Annotated in this window: 24 protein-coding genes and 2 tRNA genes; 10 read left to right on the forward strand and 16 right to left on the reverse strand. The window is 68.8% G+C overall.

Annotation, left to right across the window (positions count from 1 at the left end):
* Window positions 1-14 precede the first annotated feature (14 nt).
* Window positions 15-434 (forward strand): ester cyclase, encoded by a 420-nt coding sequence (locus Pph01_RS14470; RefSeq protein ID WP_204073599.1) that lies wholly within the window; start codon window positions 15-17, stop codon window positions 432-434.
* Window positions 435-491: 57 nt separating this feature from the next.
* Here the strand turns inward: Pph01_RS14470 and Pph01_RS14475 are convergent, their stop codons facing one another.
* The gene (locus Pph01_RS14475; protein WP_204073600.1) at window positions 492-1,073 is read right to left on the reverse strand and encodes a TetR/AcrR family transcriptional regulator; all 582 of its coding nucleotides are present in this window, start codon (window positions 1,071-1,073) and stop codon (window positions 492-494) included.
* A gap of 70 nt (window positions 1,074-1,143) precedes the next feature.
* Here Pph01_RS14475 and Pph01_RS14480 point away from each other — a divergent pair, with 70 nt between their 5' ends.
* Window positions 1,144-1,713 carry a dihydrofolate reductase family protein gene (locus tag Pph01_RS14480; RefSeq protein WP_204073601.1) on the forward strand — a complete coding sequence of 190 codons (570 nt, stop codon included), beginning with the start codon at window positions 1,144-1,146 and terminating at the stop codon, window positions 1,711-1,713.
* 18 nt (window positions 1,714-1,731) lie between these two features.
* On the opposite strand, the gene Pph01_RS14485 is transcribed toward Pph01_RS14480, so the two are convergent.
* Window positions 1,732-2,982 carry an ROK family transcriptional regulator gene (locus tag Pph01_RS14485; RefSeq protein ID WP_204073602.1) on the reverse strand — a complete coding sequence of 417 codons (1,251 nt, stop codon included), beginning with the start codon at window positions 2,980-2,982 and terminating at the stop codon, window positions 1,732-1,734.
* Between the two features lie 292 nt (window positions 2,983-3,274).
* On the opposite strand from Pph01_RS14485, the gene Pph01_RS14490 reads away from it, so the two are divergent.
* From Pph01_RS14490 to Pph01_RS14500, 3 genes are all read left to right on the forward strand, one after another.
* Window positions 3,275-3,345, forward strand: a tRNA-Cys gene (locus tag Pph01_RS14490).
* Window positions 3,346-3,628: 283 nt separating this feature from the next.
* Window positions 3,629-3,699, forward strand: a tRNA-Ser gene (locus Pph01_RS14495).
* A gap of 112 nt (window positions 3,700-3,811) precedes the next feature.
* The gene (locus Pph01_RS14500; protein ID WP_204073603.1) at window positions 3,812-5,395 is read left to right on the forward strand and encodes a TROVE domain-containing protein; all 1,584 of its coding nucleotides are present in this window, start codon (window positions 3,812-3,814) and stop codon (window positions 5,393-5,395) included.
* Window positions 5,396-5,467: 72 nt separating this feature from the next.
* Here the strand turns inward: Pph01_RS14500 and Pph01_RS14505 are convergent, their stop codons facing one another.
* Complete coding sequence (locus Pph01_RS14505; protein ID WP_204073604.1) at window positions 5,468-6,184, reverse strand: MBL fold metallo-hydrolase; 717 nt, start codon at window positions 6,182-6,184, stop codon at window positions 5,468-5,470.
* Window positions 6,185-6,313: 129 nt separating this feature from the next.
* Here Pph01_RS14505 and Pph01_RS14510 point away from each other — a divergent pair, with 129 nt between their 5' ends.
* On the forward strand, window positions 6,314-6,679 hold the full coding sequence (locus Pph01_RS14510; RefSeq protein WP_204073605.1) for a metalloregulator ArsR/SmtB family transcription factor: 366 nt from the start codon (window positions 6,314-6,316) through the stop codon (window positions 6,677-6,679).
* Window positions 6,676-7,173 (forward strand): SRPBCC family protein, encoded by a 498-nt coding sequence (locus tag Pph01_RS14515; RefSeq protein WP_204073606.1) that lies wholly within the window; start codon window positions 6,676-6,678, stop codon window positions 7,171-7,173. Before Pph01_RS14510 ends, Pph01_RS14515 begins: the two co-directional genes overlap by 4 nt.
* 43 nt (window positions 7,174-7,216) lie before the next feature.
* Here Pph01_RS14515 and Pph01_RS14520 read toward each other — a convergent pair whose 3' ends face one another.
* The 4 genes from Pph01_RS14520 to Pph01_RS14535 form a co-directional block, all read right to left on the reverse strand.
* Entirely contained in the window at window positions 7,217-7,855 is a 639-nt protein-coding gene (locus tag Pph01_RS14520; RefSeq protein ID WP_204073607.1) for a maleylpyruvate isomerase N-terminal domain-containing protein, read from the reverse strand.
* Between the two features lie 177 nt (window positions 7,856-8,032).
* Window positions 8,033-9,028 (reverse strand): sigma-70 family RNA polymerase sigma factor, encoded by a 996-nt coding sequence (locus Pph01_RS14525; protein ID WP_308441893.1) that lies wholly within the window; start codon window positions 9,026-9,028, stop codon window positions 8,033-8,035.
* Window positions 9,025-9,795, reverse strand: coding sequence for an alpha/beta fold hydrolase (locus Pph01_RS14530; RefSeq protein ID WP_204073608.1), 771 nt, complete (start codon window positions 9,793-9,795; stop codon window positions 9,025-9,027). Before Pph01_RS14530 ends, Pph01_RS14525 begins: the two co-directional genes overlap by 4 nt.
* Window positions 9,796-9,867: 72 nt before the next feature.
* The gene (locus Pph01_RS14535) at window positions 9,868-12,180 is read right to left on the reverse strand and encodes an AAA family ATPase (RefSeq protein WP_204073609.1); all 2,313 of its coding nucleotides are present in this window, start codon (window positions 12,178-12,180) and stop codon (window positions 9,868-9,870) included.
* A 125-nt stretch (window positions 12,181-12,305) separates the two neighbouring features.
* Between Pph01_RS14535 and Pph01_RS14540 the strand changes: the two genes are divergently transcribed.
* Window positions 12,306-13,190 (forward strand): hypothetical protein, encoded by an 885-nt coding sequence (locus tag Pph01_RS14540; RefSeq protein WP_204073610.1) that lies wholly within the window; start codon window positions 12,306-12,308, stop codon window positions 13,188-13,190.
* A 76-nt stretch (window positions 13,191-13,266) separates the two neighbouring features.
* Here the strand turns inward: Pph01_RS14540 and Pph01_RS14545 are convergent, their stop codons facing one another.
* The 7 genes from Pph01_RS14545 to Pph01_RS14575 form a co-directional block, all read right to left on the reverse strand.
* Window positions 13,267-14,484, reverse strand: a complete 1,218-nt coding sequence (locus tag Pph01_RS14545) for a glycerophosphodiester phosphodiesterase (RefSeq protein ID WP_204073611.1) — start codon at window positions 14,482-14,484, stop codon at window positions 13,267-13,269.
* A 358-nt stretch (window positions 14,485-14,842) separates the two neighbouring features.
* On the reverse strand, window positions 14,843-15,307 hold the full coding sequence (locus tag Pph01_RS14550) for a hypothetical protein (RefSeq protein ID WP_204073612.1): 465 nt from the start codon (window positions 15,305-15,307) through the stop codon (window positions 14,843-14,845).
* Window positions 15,304-15,900: a helix-turn-helix domain-containing protein gene (locus Pph01_RS14555; RefSeq protein ID WP_204073613.1), complete on the reverse strand. Its 597-nt coding sequence runs from the start codon at window positions 15,898-15,900 to the stop codon at window positions 15,304-15,306. The genes Pph01_RS14550 and Pph01_RS14555 overlap by 4 nt, the downstream gene beginning before the upstream one ends.
* A 251-nt stretch (window positions 15,901-16,151) precedes the next feature.
* The gene (locus Pph01_RS14560) at window positions 16,152-16,670 is read right to left on the reverse strand and encodes a type II toxin-antitoxin system RelE family toxin (RefSeq protein WP_204073614.1); all 519 of its coding nucleotides are present in this window, start codon (window positions 16,668-16,670) and stop codon (window positions 16,152-16,154) included.
* Between the two features lie 2 nt (window positions 16,671-16,672).
* The gene (locus tag Pph01_RS14565) at window positions 16,673-16,984 is read right to left on the reverse strand and encodes a type II toxin-antitoxin system Phd/YefM family antitoxin (protein WP_204073615.1); all 312 of its coding nucleotides are present in this window, start codon (window positions 16,982-16,984) and stop codon (window positions 16,673-16,675) included.
* Window positions 16,985-17,331: 347 nt separating this feature from the next.
* Entirely contained in the window at window positions 17,332-17,577 is a 246-nt protein-coding gene (locus tag Pph01_RS14570) for a hypothetical protein (RefSeq protein ID WP_239116694.1), read from the reverse strand.
* A 233-nt stretch (window positions 17,578-17,810) separates the two neighbouring features.
* Window positions 17,811-18,230, reverse strand: a complete 420-nt coding sequence (locus Pph01_RS14575; RefSeq protein ID WP_204073616.1) for a MarR family winged helix-turn-helix transcriptional regulator — start codon at window positions 18,228-18,230, stop codon at window positions 17,811-17,813.
* Between the two features lie 96 nt (window positions 18,231-18,326).
* Here Pph01_RS14575 and Pph01_RS14580 point away from each other — a divergent pair, with 96 nt between their 5' ends.
* Window positions 18,327-19,190 (forward strand): NAD(P)H-binding protein, encoded by an 864-nt coding sequence (locus Pph01_RS14580; protein ID WP_204073617.1) that lies wholly within the window; start codon window positions 18,327-18,329, stop codon window positions 19,188-19,190.
* 69 nt (window positions 19,191-19,259) lie between these two features.
* On the opposite strand, the gene Pph01_RS14585 is transcribed toward Pph01_RS14580, so the two are convergent.
* The gene (locus Pph01_RS14585; protein ID WP_204073618.1) at window positions 19,260-19,649 is read right to left on the reverse strand and encodes a PPOX class F420-dependent oxidoreductase; all 390 of its coding nucleotides are present in this window, start codon (window positions 19,647-19,649) and stop codon (window positions 19,260-19,262) included.
* Between the two features lie 70 nt (window positions 19,650-19,719).
* Here Pph01_RS14585 and Pph01_RS14590 point away from each other — a divergent pair, with 70 nt between their 5' ends.
* Window positions 19,720-20,142, forward strand: coding sequence for a MarR family winged helix-turn-helix transcriptional regulator (locus Pph01_RS14590; protein ID WP_204073619.1), 423 nt, complete (start codon window positions 19,720-19,722; stop codon window positions 20,140-20,142).
* Between the two features lie 270 nt (window positions 20,143-20,412).
* Here the strand turns inward: Pph01_RS14590 and Pph01_RS14595 are convergent, their stop codons facing one another.
* Window positions 20,413-21,012 carry a TetR/AcrR family transcriptional regulator gene (locus Pph01_RS14595; protein WP_204073620.1) on the reverse strand — a complete coding sequence of 200 codons (600 nt, stop codon included), beginning with the start codon at window positions 21,010-21,012 and terminating at the stop codon, window positions 20,413-20,415.
* Window positions 21,013-21,022 lie beyond the last annotated feature (10 nt).

Here is a 21,022-nt window from a genome sequence, read left to right on the forward strand (position 1 = left end):
CGGGGAGTCGGGAGATGACGAGACGCTCGAGCGTCGACCTGGTCCACGCGTTCTGGGCGCAGGTCTGGCAGCCTCCGCAGAACTACGACGCCATCGACGATCTCGTCGTCGAGGACTTCGTTCTCATCACCGGCGGCACGCGGATCGAGTCCCGCGAGGCCTTCAAGCAATGGGCGCGGGAGTTCGGCTCCAAGATCGACGACATGGACTTCGAAATCGTCGAATCCTTCGAGAACCACGACGGCTCGCGCGTGGCCTCGATGTGGCGGATCACCGGCAGGAACAACGGCGTCTTCGGTACGGAACCCGCCGGCGAACCCATCGAGATGACCGGCACGGCTGTCTGGGCCGTCCGCGAGGACGGAAAGCTCCTGTCCAACCGGGTCGAGCGCAACGCGTACGAGGTCTTCAGGAGACTCACCGAAGGCAGGTGAACGCACCTCGGGACGGTCACACTCCTCGCGGGGTGAGCGCGCACGGCTCGCGCGCGGTCAGCCCTCCGCCGCAGGGACGATGCGTTCGACCGCGCCGTCCACCAGCTGACGCATCCGATCCTCGGTGAACACGCCAGGCAGCGTGAGCCGCTCAACGATCAGCCAGTTGATGGCCAGATAGAGCAGTTCGACTGTCTTGGCGTCCCCGGGCAGCCCCGTCCCCACGTGGTACTCGACGTTGGCGCCGATGATCGCCTTGACCTGTTCCGTGAGGACGGCCCGAAGACCGGGGCGGCGCGTCGCCTCCAGACGCAACTCCAGCAGGGCGAGATAGCCGACGCTGTAGGCGCCGATCCGGTCGACCAGATCGTGCATGAGCCCGGCCACCCGTTCGCGGTCGCGCGGGCCCTCCAGGCTCTTGGCCATGGTCGCGACGTCCGGCTGCATGTGCTCGTAGATGCGCGAGCCCGCCTGGGTGAGCAGATCGTCCCTGCTGGCGAAGTAATTGGACGTGGTGCCGCCGGGCACCTCCGCCTGGGCGTCCACGGCGCGGAAGGTCAGGCCGCGCGCCCCTTCACGCGCCAGCACGTCGATGGCCGCGTCGAGCAACGCCATCCGCCTCGCCTGGTTCTGCCGCATTGACACCACTCCACTTGTAGTACTACGTTCAGACCACTACAGCCAGAGTACTACGAATGGAATTCATCAAATGCGAAAGCTTGTCTACTACATCGGCGTGAGCATCGACGGCTACATCGCCGGACCCGGCGGGGAGTTCGACTTCTATCCGCTGCCGGACGACATGACCGCGTGGATCACCGCCGAGTATCCGGAGACCGTTTTCGGCCCCGTCCGATCCCAGATCGGCCTCGATGCGCCCAACGGTCATTTCGACACCGTGGTGATGGGAAGGGGCACGTACCAGCCCGGGCTCGACGTCGGCGTCACCAGCCCCTACGGGCACCTGAGGCAGTACGTCGTCTCCACCTCGACACCGGAGATCGCGGATCCGGACGTCGAACTGGTCGGCGGCGACCCCGTCGCGCTCGTCCAGCGGCTGAAGAAGGAGGACGGCTTGGACATCTGGCTGTGCGGGGGCGGGAAGCTGGCCGGCTCGGTGCTCCCGGAGATCGACGAGCTGATCGTCAAGAGCTACCCCGTCGTCGCGGGCGGCGGAATCTCCGCCTTCTCCGGAGCCTTCCGGCCTACGCACTTCACCCCGTCACGCACGCGGTCCTTCTCCAACGGCGCCACCGTGACCTGGTACGGCAGAGCCTGACCGGCCCGCTCTCCGGGATCACGACGTCGTGCGGGTGAGCGCCTCCCGCTCGCCGGCGACCGGGTCCGCCGTGGCCTCGGCGAGCACCTCCAGCGGGTTGGCGAGCACCTTGGAGAAGGCGAGTTCGGCCCCGCCGACCAGGGTGGCGTCGTCGCCGAGAGCCGCGGTGCGCAGTCGCACCCTCTCCCGGGAGATCACCAACACGTTGGCCGCCACCCGGTCGTGGATCTGGGCCGCCGAGCCTCGGTAGATCTCCCGCAACATCCCCCCGAAGATCACCAGGCCGGGATTAAAGAGGTTGATCAGGTTCGCCACCCCGATGCCCAGCCAGTCTCCGATACGGTGCAGCGCCTCACGCGCCACGACGTCTCCGCCCTCCGCGGCGTCCACCACGGCCCGGACCCCTTCCCGGCCCATCAGTCCGGACCGGCCGGCGGCGTCGAACAGGGCCTGCTCCCCTACCTCCGCCTCAAGGCAGCCTCGCGACCCGCACCCGCACGGCCGACCGTCATACGGGTTCACGATCATGTGCCCGAGTTCGCAGCCGTAACCGCCGTCGCCGTCCAGCAGTTTGCCGCCGACGATGATCCCGCCGCCGACGCCGACGTCTCCGTGCAGGTAGACCAGGTTCCGATGGCCGATGCCCACCCCGCGTTCGTGCTCGGCCAGCGCGCCCAGGTGGGCCTCGTTGCCCACCGACACCGGCAGCCCGAGCCCCAGCCTGACCCCGAGCTCGGCGCCGAAGGCCTGGTCCACCCAGCCCATGTTCGGCCCGAACCGCACCGTCCCGTCACCAGGCCGGATCATGCCGCAGTAGGCCGCGCCCACCCCGACGCACACCGAGCCGGGACTGGCGCCGCCGTCCATCTGACGGCCGAACTCGGCGAGCACCCCGACCACGTCGTCGAGGTCGGCCCCCGCGCGGGCCCGGACGGCCTCTCTGCGGTCGAGGATCGTGCCGCCCAGCCCGACCCTGGCGGCGACCAGCCGGTCCACCCTGACATCGAAGGCCAGGACGTACACCCGCTCAGATTCCGGCCGGACCACCAGCGACGGGCGGCCCGCCTTGCCGTTCTCCTTGGGAAGCTCTTCTCGCACCAGACCCGCCGAGGTGAGCTCGGCCGTCAACGCCATGATGGTGCTGCGGTTCAGACCCATCCGCTCGGCCAGCTCCGCACGGGAGATCGGGCCGCCCAGATGCACCTGCCGGAGCAGGGCGCCGAGGTTGTGCCGGCGCATCTCCTCCTGTGGCCGACCGGCTTTCAGCATCGCGGGCATCCTGACGACTCGGGGCTCGTCATTGTCGTGCACGCGGCGGGAGAACAGGGTGTCCACGCCGACCGCGAGCGAACGGAACAGGTCCTGTCAGCACGTGACACTACCAACCGGTGACCTCGGGAGCATCACCCCGGAAACGACGGAAACATGAATCGCCGGATTCTCCGTACCCCCGTCTGAGCCGTGACACGCCCGGTCCGGCTGCCGCCTGTAATGCGCCGGTCGCAGAAAAAACAGAATGCGCACCGAATATCACACCGGATACCGTCTGATCTTGTACCTCCCGGTGCGCAGGCAACGGTTACTTCGCTCTGCAAAAGCGGCAACGCGGGTTCGAATCCCGCCGCCGGCCCAGGCCGGTGTCGTCCAGTGGCCTAGGACGCTACGACCGTCGCCGCCTTGACCTCGGGGGGAACACAACGTGACATGCACCTCCCCGGTGCGAAGGTCCCGGATACTTCTCTCCAAAAGAAACCGGTCCGGTACCACCTCTGATCTCGGGGAGGCACAACTTCATATGCGTCTCCCGGTGCGATGGCGGCGGTTACTTCATTGGCTGAACACCTTCGGGTGGCGGTTTCGATATCCGCACACCGCCGCCGGCTTTTATCTCGGGAGGAAAACGACTTCAGAATGTGCCCGGTGCGCAGGCGACGGATACTTCGATTCGGGATCGAGTGGTCGCAGGTTCGAGTCCTGCCGGGGTTTCGGCCCTGTAGCTCAGGCGGCCAGAGCACTTCGGTTCCGTCGCCGACCTCGATCTCGGGCACGATCATTCTGAACGCGGGCTCCTCCCACACGTAGGAAGGGGCCCGTCTCCATGTCGAAGTTCAACACGACCGCCGCCCGCCCGGCCGTCTCCAGCCCGGTCACGACCGAGGCCACCCCCAGCGTCCGCACTCACGAGGGCGCGCCCGGGTACATCCGTGACGCGAAGGGTGAGCTCTTCCTCCTCGCCGTCTCCAACATGGTCGGTGAGAGCACTTTCTACGAGAAGGCCGGCGACCGCGACGAGCGGTTCCGCGCGCTCGTCCACCAGGTCGCCGTCGAGGACCTCGACTGGATGAGCCGCTTCCTGCCGTGGCTGCGCGGCGAGGCCAACATGCGGTCCGCGCCCGTCGTCGCCGCACTCGAGGCGGTGAGGGCCCGGCTCACCGCCGGCCTTCAGGGCGGTAACCGCGAGCTGGTCGGGTCCGTGCTCCAGCGCGCCGACGAGCCGGGCGAGGCCGTCGCCTACTGGATGTCCCGGTACGGCCGGGCGATACCGAAGCCGGTCAAGCGCGGCGTCGCCGACGCCGTGCGACGCCTGTACACCGAGCGGTCGCTGGCGAAATACGACAGCGCGACCCACGGCTTCCGCTTCGGCGACATGATCGACCTCGTCCACCCCGCCCCTGCCGAGGACAAATACAGGCAGGGCGACCTGTTCGCGCACGCGCTCGATCGCCGTCACGGCCGTGACAAGCCGATCCCGGAGTCTCTGGGGATGGTGCGCCTGCGTGCCGAACTGCTGGCTCTGCCGGTGGACGAGCGGCGCACGGTCATGGCCGCCGACCCCGGGCGGCTTCGCGCCGCGGGCATGACGTGGGAGGCGCTCGCCGGGTGGCTGCAGGGCCCGATGGACGCGCAGGCCTGGTCGACGGTGATCCCGTCGATGGGGTACATGAGCCTCATTCGCAACCTCAGGAACTTCGACGAGGCCGGCGTCAGCGACGAGCTCGCCGGGCAGATCGCGGCCAAGCTGTCCGACCCGGACGAGGTCTCCAGGTCGCGGCAGCTGCCGTTCCGGTTCTACTCGGCGTACCTCAACGCGCCGTCGCTGCGGTGGGGCCATGCGCTGGACAAGGCGCTGACGCTCGCCACCGGGAACGTTCCGTCCTTCACGGGCCGGACCCTGGTGCTGGTGGACACCTCGGCGTCCATGACGTCCGGGACGATCTCGGCACGGTCGACGGTCACGCCGGCCCAGGCCGCCGCACTGTTAGGCGTGACGCTCGCCGCACGCGGCGACCAGGTCGACCTCGTCGGGTTCGCCGACGGGACGTTCCGCCACGAGATCCGGCGTGGTGCCTCGGTGCTGCGCGAGATCGACCGGTTCTGCGGGCGGATCGGCGAGGTCGGCCACGGCACGCAGATCGCCGACGCGCTGCGGCGCTCGTGGAAGGGCCACGACCGGGCGGTGATCCTGTCGGACATGCAGACCATGAGCGGCCACTATTCGGGCGGCGTCACCGACGCGGTTCCGGCGCACGTGCCTCTGTACGGCTTCAACCTGCAGGGGTACCGCGCGGCGGCGATGCCGACCGGCCGGGGGAACCGGCACGAGTTCGGCGGGTTCTCCGACGCGTCGTTCCGGCTGATCCCGCTGCTCGAGGCGGGCAGGTCGGCCGGCTGGCCGTTCTGACCGTCCCGACGAGAGAACGTCTCGCGCCACCCCCTCGGGGGCGGTGGCGCGAGGCGTTCGCGCGTGAAGACGTCAGGCCTCGAACGACCGCGCCTGCTCCAGAGTCCAGGGCTCGCTGTGGCTGTCGACGTACCAGCTGTACTCGTCACGGACGAGACCCGCCACCATCGTCAGGTCGGGTGCGTCATCGGGGGCACGCAGATGCGCCGGCGGCGGGTAGTAGCAGTCGCCAAGCAGCGCGACGGACGAGTCGGGGACGAGCACGACCGTCGAGTCGGGCGCGTGCGCGCCGCCGACATGGCGCAGCCGTACACCGGTGGGAAGGGTCAGCTCGTCGGTGAAGACGCGATGCGGCGGCAGGACGGTGAAACCGTCCCAGGTGTCCATCGCCAGGGCTCGGGCGCGGAAGCTCGGCCCCAGGCGCGGGTTCGCACGGACCTCGTCGCGCAGGTAGCGGTGGCTCCACGGCCGGGCCGCCTCACGCTGAAGGACGTCCTGGCCGGCGACGTGGCCGATGATCTCCACATCGGGCCAGGCGCACGCGCCCCAGACGTGATCCCAATGGTGATGCGTGTAGACCAGCCATCTGGCCGGGGGCAACCCCGCCGCGTCCATGGCGTACTGGATCTCACGGGCGTGCGCGGGACTCTGCCCGGCGTCGACGACCACGCTCCCCGCGTCGTCGGCGACGACGGCGACGCTGCCTCGAACGTTCTCTGGATCCGGGTCGCCGGGAACGAGCCAGACCCGTCCCGCGAGCGGCCGTATGTCAATGATGTCGATGCCCATCAAACCCTCTCGAACAGCGCAGATCGAGCGATCTCTTACTGTGCCAGCACTTCTCGGCTCCACGCAGCCGCTCCAGCTCGCGACGGCACGGGCCTCGCAAAAGCGTAACTGGTAAGTTACGCTTTCTCCATGGACGAGGTGGCGGCGGCGATCGCGGATCCCGTACGGCGCGAGATCCTGCTGATGCTCCGGAACGGGCGGCTGCCGGCAGGGCGGATCGCCGGGCGCTTCGCCGTCAGCAGACCCGCCGTGAGCCGGCACCTTCGCGTGCTCAGGGAGAGCGGACTGGTCCACGACGAACTCGTCGGCAGGCAGCGGTTCTACGTGCTCGACGCCGAACGGCTCACCGAACTCGCCGAGTGGATCGCCCAGTTCACGCGGCCCTCCGGGTGGGAGCACCGCCTCGACGCGCTCGAGACAGAGGTCTACCGAACCCGCCGCGAACGCGGGACGGCGGCCCTGAAAAAGGACCTTGGAAGGAAGGACACCGCATGAGTCTCACGCCCACCGGCCGGTTGCTTCGGACCGACACCGGCAGCGATCTCCTCCTCAGCCGTACGTTCCGCGCATCCGCCGAGGACGTGTGGGCCAGTGTCACCGAATCCGACCGGACCGCCCGCTGGTTCGGGCCGTGGGAGGGCGAGGCCGCTCCAGGCCGGACCATCAAGGTGCAGATGGCGTACGAGGAGCAGGCGCCGTGGTGTGAGATGCGGATCGACGCCTGCGAGCCCCCACGGCGGCTGGCTCTGTCGATGACCGACGAGTCGGGGAACTGGCGGTTGGAGCTGACGCTGTCCGAGGCGGACGGCTCGACGGAGCTGCGGCTCGTGCACCACCTGGCCGGCGAGGACGGCATCGGCGAAATCGGCCCGGGCTGGGAGTACTACCTCGACATGCTGATGGCCGCCCGCGAAGGCTCCCCCCAGCCCGACTTCGCCGACTACTACCCCTCGATGAAGGACTACTTCGAGGCGTTGCCCACGGGCTGAAAGCCTCGTCCGGCTGCGGAGACGAGAGCCCTGTGTGAGAGGGCTACAGCGCGGAGATCGAGGCGGGCGCGCGCTCGGCGCGGCTGAGAGCGCGCAGCACGTTGGTCGCGCCGTGGCGGCGCAGCGCGATGCGGGTCAGGATGTCGACGACGGTCTCGACGACCTCGGCGGGCAGTTCGGGCGTCGGCATCCCCACGCTGTGGGCCAGGTCGTCGCTGTGGACGACCACCTCGAGCATCCGGCTCGCCACGAAGTCGTCCAGGCTGATCGACCAGTCCCCCCACCTGGGCCGCCGTACCGGCCGCGACGGCGCGGACGGCAGCACGGTGCGCAACTCCTGGACGGTGGCCGCCACCTGAGCCGCCAGCGCGGCGGGACCGTCCTTCGCGTCCTGTTCGCCGCTGGTGCGGATGAGCACGTTGAACGGGTCGTCGACATCGGATCCGATCCAGCTCACCCGCGCGTAGTACTCGTGGATCGGGATGACCTCCTCGGTGGGCACCGGCTCGGCGAGCACCTTGGGGATGAAGAAGATCTGCCCGGCCAGATGGCCGGCGAGGCCCTGGACGCTGAGCTTGGCCAAGGCGCTCGGATCGTGCCACGAACTCGCCACCTGGGGAGAGGCGAGCAGTTCGGCCGCCGACGCGGCCGCCGTGAGGTAGAGGTCTCTGATCTGGGCCATCTCCACGCCTCCAAGGGGAATGCGATCTCCGCCGCCGGGCGAAACCCTATGCCCCCGGCGAGCAGGATGTGAGCCCTCGATCAGGCGAACGGGCGGACGTGCGCCGCCTCCTCGACTCGTCCACGCCCCGATGGCGCGGCCGGGGGCGGTCCGGTCCCCGATCCGGCCGCCCGCCGATCAGCTCGCGAGCCAGGACAGGTCGAGCCGTCCCAGCCGGTCGACGTCGGCCAGCACGTCGATCGCGACGATCACGCCGCCCGTGACGGTGAATCCCATGACCGAGACGGGGCGGCCGTCCACGGTGACGACCGCGCCCGCGGCGCCGTTGACCAGGACCGGGTGGACCGTCGCGTCCGGATTGGCGAACATCAGCGCCCGGCCCGCTATCGCCGCCGCTCCCCGGGTCACCCCGGTGATCTTGGGGTGCGCGGCGCCGCCGTCCGAGTGCATCGCGGCCTGCGGGTCCAGCAGCGCGACGAGCGCGTCGAAGTCCCCGTGGCGTGCGGCGTCGTAGAACGCCTGGACCGCTTCCTGCTGTCGCGCCAGATCGGCGTCAGGCGACGGCCCGCCCGCCCGGATCCGGGCACGGGCACGGCTCGCCAGCTGCTTGGTGGCGTCCGGCGACCGGCCGAGCATCGCCGCGATGTCGTTGAACGGCACGGCGAACATGTCGTGCAGCACGAAGGCCAGTCGCTCGGCGGGAGTGAGGGTCTCCAGGACCACGTACAGCGCGAGCCCCACCGACTCGGCGAGCAACGCCTCCTGCTCGGGGTCGACGCCGTCCGCCGGGCTCACGATCGGATCCGGGACGTGGACATCCAGCGGTCGCTCGCGCCGCGAGCCGCGCGCCCGCAGCATGTCCAGGCAGATCCGGCCGGTCACCGTGGTCAGCCAGCCGCCCAGGTTCGCCACGTCGCCGGTGTCGGAGCGGCTGAGCCGAAGCCAGGACTCCTGCACCGCGTCCTCCGCCTCGTGCAGCGAGCCGAGCATCCGATACGCGACCGAGCGCAGATGCGCCCGGTGCTCGTCGAACCGCTCGGCCAGCCAGTCCTGCTCCGCCATGATCACCCTCGCCCGTCGCGTGCCGTCATGACTATGACGTAGCAGATCGAACCGAGGTGACACGAGGCCGCCGAAGTTCCCGGCGGTCTCGGCGGCAGGGACCGGGGTCACCCGGTGAGGATCCTGGTGAATTCGGCCGGATGGGCGAGGTGCGGGAAGTGACCACTGCCCGGGAGAACGGTGACGGCGACGTCGGGCAGGGCCGACTCCAGCCAATGACGGTACGCCGGGTCCGGTTCGCCGCCCGTCACGTAGTCGTACGCGATGCCGCGCGAGTGGATGACCTCCAGGTCGCGCGCCCGGCGTTCACCGAGGTCGGCGGCGGACTCGGTCATGACCTCGTGCCAGTACCCGAGGAGGAGGTCCTGCCGCGGGGTCGTGGCCGTACGGACGAGTTCCCGCGCCTCCGGCGGCAGCAGGTCGATGTGCATCCTGGCGAGCATGGAGTTCCAGACCTCCCCGTACGCCGGGCTCCGCAACACCGGCTCTGCCCTGCGCAGCACCTCTCCGAAGCCGCCCACGAGCAGGGGTTGGTCCACGTTGACGACGCCCCGGGCCGGATACGTCGCGGCGTAGATCGTCGCCAGCACGCCGCCGAGCGAGTGCCCGACGACGATCGGCGCGTCGAGCCCGGCCTCGGTCACCGCCTGGTGCAGGACCCCCACGACCTCGTCGAGCCGGTAGGAGTCACGCCGCGGCGAACCTCCGTGCCCGGGCAGGTCGAGGGCCAGCGCCCGCCGGTCCCCCTCGACGGTCGCCAGCTCGTTCAGGACCGGTCCCCACTGGCGCCGGTCGTACGAGAGACCGTGCAGGAAGACCAGCGGTGGCCGGTCATCGGCCGTGCCGCGGCTGTCCGCGGAAAGACCACCGAAACGCATGTTCTACTCCCATCCCCGAGATTGCATCGGGGAGGCGTAACTCCGGTGTGCACAACCTGTACGTGGCGGGGGTCACACGTTCCAGCGGGCCGGGCCGCCCGGCGCGGACTGATACCGGAAGAACCGGCCGGTGTGCAGCGAGGCGCGCAGGTGGGCCCCGGCCAGTGGTGCGGCCGACTCCACTCGTTTGACGGTCGCCCACAACGCACGGGTCGCGTTGACGCGGGCGCGTTCGGCTTCGGGGGCCTGTGCCCGCGGCCGGCCACCGAGACCGGTGGCCCGCCGCAACTCGGCCAGCAGGGCGGTCCGTTCCGCTTGGACGGCCGAGGCCCGCTCGACGTCACCGGCCCGGTCGGCCGTGTCGAACTGCTCGTCGAGCACCCTCAATCGGCTCCGATAGGCCGTACGGGCGGCCTCGTCGAGAACCGGACCGCCATCGGGCACCCGCAGTCCCGCGCCTCCCGCCACGAGATCCAGCGCCGCGATCTCCTGGCCGGGAGCGGCCAGCAACGACCGGAGGTACCGCATCCCACGGCTGTCCCGCAGGCGCACCCGCTCGGCCCCGGCGTCGAGACGCCAGTCGTCGCCCTCGCGGACCAGACGCCACTCGTCGGGCGAGGGGGCGAGCCTCGCGACGAGCCCCGCCATGCCGAGACGCTTCGCCGTCGAACGGGCGCGGTCGAGATCCTCACCGGACCGTGTCCTGTCGCCCTCACCGTCGCGTGTGGACAGTGCCCGCGCCCGGGCCACCAGGGTCCACGCGAGCCAGGGCAGCGCTCCGATCCGTTGTTCCAGCGCCGCCGCGTCGTCCAGATGGGAGACGGCCTGGTCCGGCCGGCCCAGCCGCAGGGCCAGCCGTCCCAGGTAGTCGTCCACCGGCCCGGTGATCGTGTTGGCACCGCCCCAGACGACCAGACGTCCCTGGTAGGGAAGCAGTGCGTCGTACAGGGCCTGCGCGGCCGTCGCGTCCCCGATCCGCGACGCCACGATCGCCAGGTCGGCCACGACCCCCAGCCAGCGCGGCCCGGACCCGGCGAGCACGGACGGCAGCAGCCGCTCCAGCTCGAGACCCGCCTCGACGTCGCGCCCGGACTCGGCCAGTGACCTGGCCGCGGTCGCCTCGAAGAAATGGCCGGGCAGCCGCCGGGCGATGTTCTGCCAGGGATCGACGAGCGACTCGAACTCGCCCCGCATCGCGGCGAGGGCGGCGCGCAGCGACCCGACGAGGCGGTCGGTGTCGCTCAGCCCCGCCCGCCGTCCACGCACGGCGACCTCGGCCGCGAGTTCCCCGGCCATGTCGAACCGGCCGCGAACCGTCGCCAGCATCGCCTGGCGCGCAAGCACCACCACCGCGGCCTCGGCGTCTCCGGCCAGTTCGGCGGCCCGGGCGTACGTGGTGAGCGCCGCCTCAGCGGGTCCCAGCTCACCCAGTTCGGCCAGAGCGACGAAGCGCCAGAACAGGCCCCGCCGTTCGGCCAGAGCGTCGGAGGCCCGCCGCGCCTGCTCGACGATCTCCGACGCGGTGGTCAGGCGTTCATGGGCGGCCGCCGGATCCCACAACGCGTGCAGCCGGGAGTCGAGGACCTCGGCGATCGTGCCGGGATCACCGGCCGTCCGGGCCAGGGCGACCGCTTCGTCGACCAGCTCGCGTCTGCGCGCGCCGCCCGACGGGTCGCCCAGTGATTCACGGGCGAGCCGGGCCAGCACCCGGGCCCGGACGGCGGGCGGCGACGGGCGTTCCGCCGCCGCCTCCAACAGGCGGATCAGGCCGGCGTCAAGGTCGAGGAACTGGGTCCGCGACGGCGCAGCCAGTGCCAGGTGGATCACCGCGTCGGCCGCAGGGTCGAGATCGGCCAGCTCACCTGCGAGTCCGATGGCGGCTCCGGGCAGCCCGCCCGATGCCAGCCACACCGCATGGACGGCATCGGGGGCCAGGTCCGGTGTAAGCGTTGCCAGCTCCGGCTCCGTCAGGCCGCGCAGCCGGATCTCCGGCGTCAATCCGAGGGGATCCTCAGCCGTCGCGAGCAGCACGGTCGCGCCCGAGGCGAGGCGCGAGGCGAGCAGGGAGAGGAACTCGACGGCCGCAGTGCCTGCCCGGTCGACGTCGTCGATCAGGAGCAGCCGCGGCTCTTCATGCGGAGGCCGACCTTCGATTTCGCCCAGCAACTGCGCCGAGATCGGCGGACCGGAGCCGAGACCCGTGCCAGCCACGCGGACCACCGCGATCCCTCTCGCCTCGGCCAGCTCCGCGGCGGCGCCGACCAGCGCCGTCTTGCCGGCTCCCGGCGGTCCCGTGACGATGAGATGTCCGCCGAGCCCGGCCGCGGCCCGGTCGAGCAGCTGTTCCACCGCGGCGAGGACGCCGCGACGGCCGATCAGGGTCACGTCCGCAGCGTATCGATGGCCGTTCGCTCCGGTACGAGGCGGTTCGCAAAGGACCACGCGGGCTTGCGCGGGCGGCGGACGTTGGTCTGAACTTGGTGCGACAGCCGTACGACAAAGGAAGGCCAATGGCCACCGGCCGTGTGGACATCGTCGAGCAGAACCCCCGCGGGCCCCGCTGGGTCGGAACGCTGGTGCTGGTCGCCCTCCTGGCATTGCCGCTCATCGGGATCCTCGCCGACCGGGACACGAGCCGTCCCGTCCCGATCGTCACCCCCGTACCCCTGCGCAACGCGATCAGCGTGACGCCCAACGCCGTCTATCCGGCGGCGACCGGTCAGGGGGACACGAGGACGATGCGGGTCGCCTTCCCCGACGGGTCTCGCGCGGCGATCACCTACCCCACCGATCTGAACCTGTCCTCGCTGGGGGTGCGGCCGCACGTGAGCGGCACTCTCGGTGGAGACGGGAAGGAGGGCGAGTTCCGCTCCCTCACCGCCCCGCTGTACGGCGAGGCCGAGACCGCCTCCGGGCGCCCGATGATCCGCCGTCTCACCGGAAACGTCACGGTGTGGCCCGGGCCGTTGGGGGTGGACACCGCCGGTTCGGTCCTGCTCTTCGCCTTCGGCGACTGGCGGATCGCCCTGCAGGACACGTCCGCCGGGATGACCTTCGAACAACGGGTGGCCTGGGCGGAGAACCTGCACGGCAGGCTCACCCCGGACGGTTTCCTCACCCTCTCGGCCGACGGCCCGGTACGGCTCTCGCGACCGGGTCAGACCCGTGAGGGCGTGCTCGTCGGGCCACAGCTGTGGCTCGGGGGGCTGAGCCGCCGGATGCTGGTGCTGGCCCCGATCCCCGGCTGCGAACGGGCGAGCAAGACGCGCGTCGTCCTCGACTCACGCCATCCCGTCGCGGGGAGCGTCTGCCGCGGCGGCTTCTACCTGGCCGCCTCAGGCGACGAGGACTTCGTGCGGAGCGCGCTCAAGGATGTGCGTGTCCGTCCCCAATAGCAGGGGTCCTGTGTGGTGATGAAGGCGCGGGGCGCGCACACCATGCAGGTGAACACACCCCGCCCCTCAAGCCGAGTCAGCGATTGCCGGCCGCAAGCCGCCCGCTCGACGCGTGTACGGCGCCGTCGCCGGCGAACGACACCGACGAGCCGCGCCAGTTCACGCCGGGCACTGTGGCACAGCCGTCATAACCAGTGGTCAGGTCGATCGACTTCTTGCCCTTGCCCTTGGCCAGGTGCACCGTCTTGCCGGGGAACCCGAGGCCGTTCTCGGCGTTGACCAGGCACACCTCGTCGCCATGGGCCTTCTCATGACGGTGCACGACAAGCTTGGAGTCGACCGCCTCTCCGGCCGCCGCCACGATGAGGTCGGGCTGGTTGGTCTGGACTCCGTCGGCGCCCATCGAACGGGCGAGCTGGAACTGGGCCACTTCCTGGTCGGGGCCGGCGTCGTACGCGTGCGGCATGACGACCGCGCACGAGTCATGGGCCGCGGCGATGGACTCGGGCGAGTACTCGGCCAGCGTGGAACCGAAGACCTTGGCGACCTGCCCGATCTCGTAGATCAAGAAGCCGGGCTCCCACGAGTCGCGGTTGTAGATGATCCGGGCGCCGGGCTCGGCGACCAGGATCCGCGGGTCGCCCGAGTTCCAGATCGACTCCTCGATCAGGCCGTACTTGCCCACCAGTTCGGCGAGCTTGCCTTCCTCGGTCACCGATCCCTTGACGTCGAGTTCGACGCCGCGACCGACCCGCTGAGCGAGGGCGAGGATCTCATCCAGCGAGGCGATCTGCGCCGGGTCGTATTCGCCGCCCTTCCAGGGCTCGTAGTCGGCGGCGTTGAGGGCGCGCACCTCGTCGTAGGTCAGGTCCGCGATGTTGCCGGTGCCGTTGGTCGTACGGTCGACCGTGGAGTCGTGCAGCGCGACGAAACGCCCGTCCTTGGTCTGCTGGACGTCGACCTCGACCATGTCGACCCCGTACGCGAAGGCGTACTCGTACGACTTGAGGGTGTTCTCAGGGGCGAGGCTGTTGGCTCCCCGGTGCGCGGAGATCAACACGTTGTCGGAACCCTTGTCCGGAGTTCCGGCGTCGACCCAACGACCGGGTTCCGGTACCTGGTCACACACCGGCTGCTTCACCAACGGCTTCAGCGCGGCGATCGCTTGCCGGACCTGCTCGACCCGGGGGTCGTCCTCGGCATGGGCGCTGGCGTTGCCCGCGACCAGGCCCGCCGTTATCACAGCGACGGCGGCCAGCGACCGCACGGCCCGGCGCGCACTGGGGAACGTCATGTCCGATCCTCTCGACGATCTCATTGACTCCGTCGAGCATTCCGATGTTGCTGAACCCATCGGTGAATCGACCCTGACGACCAAAAGGCATATTTCAGACTTCTGAGGTGATCGACTACATGACCGCCGAAGACGAACTCCAGCCGATCGAGGAACGCTTCGATCTTCGCGAGGGCGGGGAGGCAGTCGTCGCGCCTGGCCCGCGATCAGGAACCCGGCAAGCCGGGCGATCGAGGACTGGCGAGACCCGGAGAGCTCACGCCTCGCCGGCGGTCAGACCGACCGGGCAAATCACGCCAGTCCCCGCGGCGGCGCAGTGCCCAGTCAGAAATTTCCCACCGAGTGGCACTCGTCTATGTCAGAAGGGCTGCATCTGGTCGAGAACCTTCGCTGCGATCTCCACGATCGTTTCGACCTTCACCATGTCTGCCCGGACATCATCGGCGCTGAAACGTGGAGATCCCAGACGCGGATATTCCGCTTCGTTCCGTCGTCGCCGCATCCGATCGAAGGGACGCAAGTTCTGGCCAAGCGGTGGATCAAGCTGTGCGATGACCGCCTCGTATACCGCAATGTGCCCGCCGCGACTACCGGCCCGTAGACCTTGGTTCTCCAGAACTGCGCAAAGCGCCTTACGCGATGCGTCATAGAGCAACTGGTAAGCACCAATCGGATCCGACTCCATTGCAAGTCGAGCCGTCGCCATATGCTTCCGAGCCTGGTCGAGCAGCTCATCAGCCTGGGCACGGCTCGCCGCAACCCTTTCGACCTCCCCACGGGAGAGCATGCCCTCAACGAGGGCGCGCCCCTGTTCCCACGTCACCGACCACGCCCCCTATCGATCTTGAGCTGCACCAATGGCCGGGACCTGACCGTGTCCAGGAAGGGATCGCCGGCTGAAGCCTCCCAGGCGGCACGGCTCACCCGGCGCATGTTGACCTCCCTGCCAAGCCGGCGCTCCGCGGCTCTGGCCGCGTCATAGAGATCATCTTCATCAACGTCCCCGATGATGAGGACGTCTACGTCCCTCGGTACTCTGCCCGGCTCGCCCGAGTAACGCGCCGCCCAGGAGCCGTAGATGTAGGCCTCTTCGACACCGGCCACATCGGCCAGCCACTCGCCGAGAACGGCCGACGGCCCATACGTCAGAGCGAGCAACTCAGTGAGTGGCCGAGCCACGACCACATCGGTGTCAGCGCGGACCATCCGCAAGTTGCCCACTCTTCGTTCGATGATCAGGCCCGCCCCGGAGAGACGATCGACCTCGCGGGTGACGGTCGAAGCCGAAACACCGAACCTCTTCGCCAGCTCAATCTGTGCGTACTCTTCGTCGGGATGCAAAAAGAGCCATGCCAGGAGCTCTCCCTGGAAGGGAGAACGCAGGAGGGGCAGCAAGACAGAAGGCGGCTGTTTCATAAACTGAAACATAGCTTGCAGCTTACGCAAGTTGCACGTTCTACGTGCAGGAACTCGCGTTCTTAAGTCGAGCCGCTCGTACACGCCCCCCTCTCGTCTTGACGCCTCACCCGCCGGCTACTCCCCCAGACGAGCCCGTCACTCCCGCCGGACCCTACGCCGAAGGGTCACTTAGCTTGACGCTGGTGCCAACGATGCCGCAGTGGCCCGGCGTCGAACAGCACGCGTTTCAGCGTGAACGCCGGCGAGGGCTAGCGGGACTTGGAGCGGAACTCCGCCCAAAGATCGACGGCTTCTTCCAGGTCGAGTGCTGCCACAGCTTCCCGAGCCATGCCGGCCGTGTAGATCAATCGATTGGCAAGCCAGTCGGGTACCGGCTCGCGCACCGGCATCTCATCGATGCGGATGTGATCGGTGAAAGCACCCAGACGATCGATGACTTCGCCGAGGCGGACAACGTCGGGCCGTGAACCTCCGGCCGCGCGGACTTGTGCCTGGGCTTCGGCGTAGACCTCGGCGTCAGCCCTCTCTCCGACCGCCCAAATCTCACAGATCTCAACCATCTTGTCGTCAGTGATCCGGTAGACGACCCTCCACATGTTCCGCCCCACGACAAGCTTCCGGAACCCGGTCAGCTCACCGCCCAGCGGGTAGCCCGCTTCCGAGTTCTCCAAAAGGAGGAGGATCTTCTTGAGGACCTTGGGTACGGCATCCGGGCCGATCCTTCGGAGATCATCAATGGCCGGGTCGGTGAATACGACGTCGGACACTGCTACTCGTCGTCATCCGGAAGCGCAGCCAGCGACTCACGGGTATGCCCGAAGGCGGATAGGACCTCGTCCATCGACGTCCGCCGCCCCGTGTCCGTGGCGGCTCTGACGAGAACCAAGGCCAGATCCCGCAGGTCTGCTGCGGCTTCTTCCAACTCGTTGAGACGTCGCATACTCACGACTGCCGCGATCGGCTGGTGCCGGCGGGTTACCACCAGATCCGCACCCTGCTCCGCATCAGCCACCAGGCGTGCCACCCCACGCTGCGCGGCCTCGGTGACCGTGAGCTCGGTCGCGTCATGGAGAACAGTCATACAAGAACTGTATAGATAGATATACAGAAGAACAAGTGACTGCTCGCACGCAGCGACCTGAAGGGTCACTTAGCTTGACGCTGGTGCCAACGAGGCTGCTGTAGCCGGACGTCTCGTCCACCCGCCGATCTGCAGGCTCGTCTGGATACACGCGGTAGACGATTCGATTTACGCGAAGATGTATGCGGAATATGCGAAGCGTCGAGGCTCGGGGGGCGCCCATCTTCCGCACGGAGACTCCTCCCACCCCCTTGACCGCGTCACTGGTGCCGAACCTGATATCCCATTCACCGTCAGGAGGTGGGACCGTAACCCGATCTCCACGCTTCAGACTCACGCTGAAACCTCTACCGGCCCAAAGTCGCCGCTCGTAGCCTTGCGCGCCTGGGCATGGTTCCAGGGTCAGCCTTGATCCGAGCGGTCGCCCGCCAGCCTGCGATCACTTCCTGCGCGGTGAGATCAACATCCAGTTCCGCGGCGCGCATCGCGGTGAGTGACACATACTCGGCCGAGACGCGCAGCGCGTTCGGCGACGCCCTGGGGTTTCTCGACAGGTCCGAGAAGGTGACCGCGTCGGCATTGCTACTGCTCACGGCACCATCATGAGTCAGTACACCTTCTGATAGCCGGACAATGACGAAGGGGGCGTCGACTCGCGGCACGCCGCCGCGGCAGGGCAGCCACGGAGTGCTCCAGGGGCGGATCTCAAGCAGGTCGACAAGAGCTGCGAACGAAAGCACCCCCCTTGGGGAGCACGGGCTCAAGCTCACCCCGCCGCGGAGCGGCACAGTGATCCCGGGGACGCGCTCGAGCCGTACAGCCGTGGTCACAGCAGGTCGCTGCCCGACTTGTAGACCTTGGTCAGCGCGATCATCAACTGGCGGCGCTCGTCCTCGGTCAGGTCGGCGGTGACCTTCTCTTCCAGACTGCGGCGCTCGGCCTCGACCGGCCCCTGAAGCGCCCGGCCCGCGTCGGTCAACCAGAGCCTCACCAGCCTGCTGTCATGTTCGTCGCGGCGACGGGTCAGCAGGCCGACGGCGCTCATCCGGGTGGCCATTTTGACGACGGTAGGCGTGGTGACATGCAGCGCGGCGGCGATCTCGCCGGGCGTGCTGCCATCGCGTTCCCACAACGCCGCCAGCAGGTGATCCTGCCCCTGGTGCAGGCCGTGGCGGCGCATGGCGGTCTCGGCCAGCCCACGCAGCACCTTCGTCGTTCGGCTGTGCAAGTCAAGGAACTCGGGCAACGCCACCTCCGGAAACAGGTCGATTGACGGCTAATCATTAACCGGCTAATCTTCCCGAACGCCACATCGTTAGACGGCAAATGACTAGGAGTGTCGATGATACTTGCGACCGGAGCCACCGGCAGAATCGGCCGCGAGCTGGTCAGAGAGCTCGACGAAAGGAATGCGGAGTTCCGCATCCTCGTCCGCGACCCGAGCCGCGCGGCCGATCTTCCCGCAAGCGCCGAGCGCGTGGTCGGCGACCTGGACGAACCCGCGACGCTCACCCCCGCCTTCGACGGCATCGACCGGCTGTTCCTGCTCACCCCGGGCATCGGCGTCGCCCAGGCCGCCAACGCCGTCACCGCCGCCCGCACCGCAGGAGTGCGCCACATCGTGCTGCTGTCGTCCATCTGGGTCTTCGGCGATCCGGTGCCCGCCATGGGCCGCTGGCACCACGAACGCGAGCAACTCCTGCGCATGTCCGGCATACCGTCCACGGTCCTGCGTCCCGGCGGCTTCACGACCAACGCCCTGGAATGGGTGCCGTCCATCCACAAGGAGGGGTTCGTCCTCGACGCGATCGGGCCCGGCCGGTCCGCTCCGATCGATCCGGCCGACATCGCCGCCGTCGCCGCCCTCGTACTGACCGAGGACGGCCACGCCGGCCAGACCTACGTCCTCACCGGCAACGAGACACTCACCATCGCCGAGCAGGTCGAGATCATCGCCGACACGATCGGCCGCGACATCGAGGTCCGCGCGGCGGCCTCCCCAGAGGAGATCGTCCGGTCCCGTTACCCTGCCGGTGCACCGAAGCCCCTTGCCGACGCCATTCTCGAAGCCGCCGCGATCATGCGCGCGGACACGACCGGAGTCCGCACCGACACCGTGCGACGCCTGCTCGGCCGCCGCCCCCGCACCTTCACCGAGTGGTGCGCCCGGAACGCCGACGCCCTGCGACCCCTAACCGCGGGGTGATCCGGCATCTCGACCGGTCGGCGATCGCGGCAGGCCGATCAGGTCGACGGAAAGGACCCGTCCCGGGTGTCACTGCCTGGTGAAGCGAGTGGGCCGCACGACGAGGACAACCCTGCGCTCGGCGTCGCCGACCGGCGCTTCGTACTCCAGCCCGTAGCGCTTGGCCAGCACGTCGAAGAAGACGCCCTCGGGGTCGGGGTCGATTCGCTCGACAATGCCGCGGACCTCCAGGTAGCGGTACGGCTGGTCCGGATCGTTGATCGAGACGGACACGTGAGGCCGAGCGCTCGCGTTGCGCCCCTTCTGCCGGTCGGCCGTGGTGGTGAAGCGCAGGAACTCGCCGTCCCAGATGGTCCACACGGGCGTCACCTGCGGAGTGCCGTCAGGCATCAGCGTCGCCAGGTGCGCGTACAAGGGGCGAGTCAGGAGGTCGAGATGGCTTTCCGGAATCACAGACATGTGATCACGCTATCAAAGCTTTTATATCTATAAATACTCGCATACCCGTGCTGACTTGTAGGCTCCGCACATGGACATGCCCGTGGAGGAGCGGCTCGGCCTCGCGGTGAAACGCGCCGAGCAGCGACTCATGGCGGCCAAGCATGCGGCGGTGAAGACAGCGGGCCTGACTGTGCCGCAGTACGCCGCCCTGCTCGCGCTGGCCGCCAACCCGGGCATCTCCGCAGCTGCCCTGGCCAGGGAATGCCTTGTCACCCCGCAGGCGATGACCGTCGTGCTGAAGAACCTGCTGGAGCACGGTCTGATCGAGCGCGCCCCGCATCAGTGGCATCGCACGATGCTGGAGACGCACCTCACCGACGCGGGACGCGAGGCGCTGCACACCGCGGACGCGGCGGCGGTGGTCATCGAGCGCAGGATCGCCGACGCCTTCAGCCCGGACGAACGCGACTCCCTCCGCGACCTGCTCGACCGTTTCACCCAGGCGATCTAAGCCACGTCGTCAGGCAGTGCGAGGTCGTTCTGACTCCAGCCTCGCCCCTCACGCATCGCACGGACCGTCTCACCAAGTTCGTAGGCGAGACGCGTGGCCTCATAGGCTTCTGCCGCACCCGACTCGGCCATCCGGCGATCTCTGAGCTCTCGCCAGCTCTCCTGCTCGCTCATATCGCTTCTTCCCCATCTGCGGTATGCGCCAGTTCGATACAGCGACGCATCGGCCGGCTGCCCTCAACCCCATGCCTGTAAGCACTGATCAGTCGTATCAGTCTTCGCGGGCTGCGGCGGCGACGCCCGAGAAGAGCGCGTCCACGACCCCGTCGACCGTGCCGAGGGGGATGGCGATGTGGGCCAGGGCCCGATGGAGGACGGCTCCGATCAGGATGTCGGCGACCGCGGGCACGGGGGCGTCGTCGCGGACCTGACCGGCGCGGATGCCCGCACGCAGGCACTCGACCAGGGCGGTGTGCAACGGGCCGGAGAACCGTTCGTACAAGCGGTCGGAGACTTCCCGATTCTCGGACGCGGCCGCGGCGAGTGCGCGAAACAGAGCGGCGTTCTTCGGGTCGTCGAGGAAGTCCACGAGCGCCCGCAACCAGTTCCCCACGTCGGAACGGGCGTCGCCGGTCTTGGCCGGCACGATGAGATCTGACAGGACATATCCGTCGAGCAGGCACTCCGCGATGACGGCGCTCTTGGAGGACCACCACCGATACACGGTCTGCTTGCCCACTCCGGCGGTGGTCGCGATGCGGTCGACCGACAGCTGCTCGTAGCCGGAGGCGGCCAGCAGCGTGGCGGTCGCCTCGAGTATCGCGCGCCGCGCCTCCTCACTGCGGACACGACCACGCCTCCCCGTCGTCATGGGCCCAAGC

The sequence above is a fragment of the Planotetraspora phitsanulokensis genome (assembly GCF_016863295.1).
GTDB classification, from domain to species: domain Bacteria; phylum Actinomycetota; class Actinomycetes; order Streptosporangiales; family Streptosporangiaceae; genus Planotetraspora; species Planotetraspora phitsanulokensis.

Excerpts from the sequence above, each read along its gene's own strand:
- Pph01_RS14470 (WP_204073599.1), top strand. The coding sequence starts at position 15 with ATGACGAGACGCTCGAGCGTCGACCTGGTCCACGCGTTCTGGGCGCAG.
- Pph01_RS14475 (WP_204073600.1), bottom strand. The coding sequence starts at position 1,073 with ATGCGGCAGAACCAGGCGAGGCGGATGGCGTTGCTCGACGCGGCCATC.
- Pph01_RS14480 (WP_204073601.1), top strand. The coding sequence starts at position 1,144 with ATGCGAAAGCTTGTCTACTACATCGGCGTGAGCATCGACGGCTACATC.
- Pph01_RS14485 (WP_204073602.1), bottom strand. The coding sequence starts at position 2,982 with ATGCTGAAAGCCGGTCGGCCACAGGAGGAGATGCGCCGGCACAACCTC.
- Pph01_RS14500 (WP_204073603.1), top strand. The coding sequence starts at position 3,812 with ATGTCGAAGTTCAACACGACCGCCGCCCGCCCGGCCGTCTCCAGCCCG.
- Pph01_RS14505 (WP_204073604.1), bottom strand. The coding sequence starts at position 6,184 with ATGGGCATCGACATCATTGACATACGGCCGCTCGCGGGACGGGTCTGG.
- Pph01_RS14510 (WP_204073605.1), top strand. The coding sequence starts at position 6,314 with ATGGACGAGGTGGCGGCGGCGATCGCGGATCCCGTACGGCGCGAGATC.
- Pph01_RS14515 (WP_204073606.1), top strand. The coding sequence starts at position 6,676 with ATGAGTCTCACGCCCACCGGCCGGTTGCTTCGGACCGACACCGGCAGC.
- Pph01_RS14520 (WP_204073607.1), bottom strand. The coding sequence starts at position 7,855 with ATGGCCCAGATCAGAGACCTCTACCTCACGGCGGCCGCGTCGGCGGCC.
- Pph01_RS14530 (WP_204073608.1), bottom strand. The coding sequence starts at position 9,795 with ATGCGTTTCGGTGGTCTTTCCGCGGACAGCCGCGGCACGGCCGATGAC.
- Pph01_RS14540 (WP_204073610.1), top strand. The coding sequence starts at position 12,306 with ATGGCCACCGGCCGTGTGGACATCGTCGAGCAGAACCCCCGCGGGCCC.
- Pph01_RS14545 (WP_204073611.1), bottom strand. The coding sequence starts at position 14,484 with ATGACGTTCCCCAGTGCGCGCCGGGCCGTGCGGTCGCTGGCCGCCGTC.
- Pph01_RS14555 (WP_204073613.1), bottom strand. The coding sequence starts at position 15,900 with ATGAAACAGCCGCCTTCTGTCTTGCTGCCCCTCCTGCGTTCTCCCTTC.
- Pph01_RS14565 (WP_204073615.1), bottom strand. The coding sequence starts at position 16,984 with ATGACTGTTCTCCATGACGCGACCGAGCTCACGGTCACCGAGGCCGCG.
- Pph01_RS14580 (WP_204073617.1), top strand. The coding sequence starts at position 18,327 with ATGATACTTGCGACCGGAGCCACCGGCAGAATCGGCCGCGAGCTGGTC.
- Pph01_RS14585 (WP_204073618.1), bottom strand. The coding sequence starts at position 19,649 with ATGTCTGTGATTCCGGAAAGCCATCTCGACCTCCTGACTCGCCCCTTG.
- Pph01_RS14590 (WP_204073619.1), top strand. The coding sequence starts at position 19,720 with ATGGACATGCCCGTGGAGGAGCGGCTCGGCCTCGCGGTGAAACGCGCC.
- Pph01_RS14595 (WP_204073620.1), bottom strand. The coding sequence starts at position 21,012 with ATGACGACGGGGAGGCGTGGTCGTGTCCGCAGTGAGGAGGCGCGGCGC.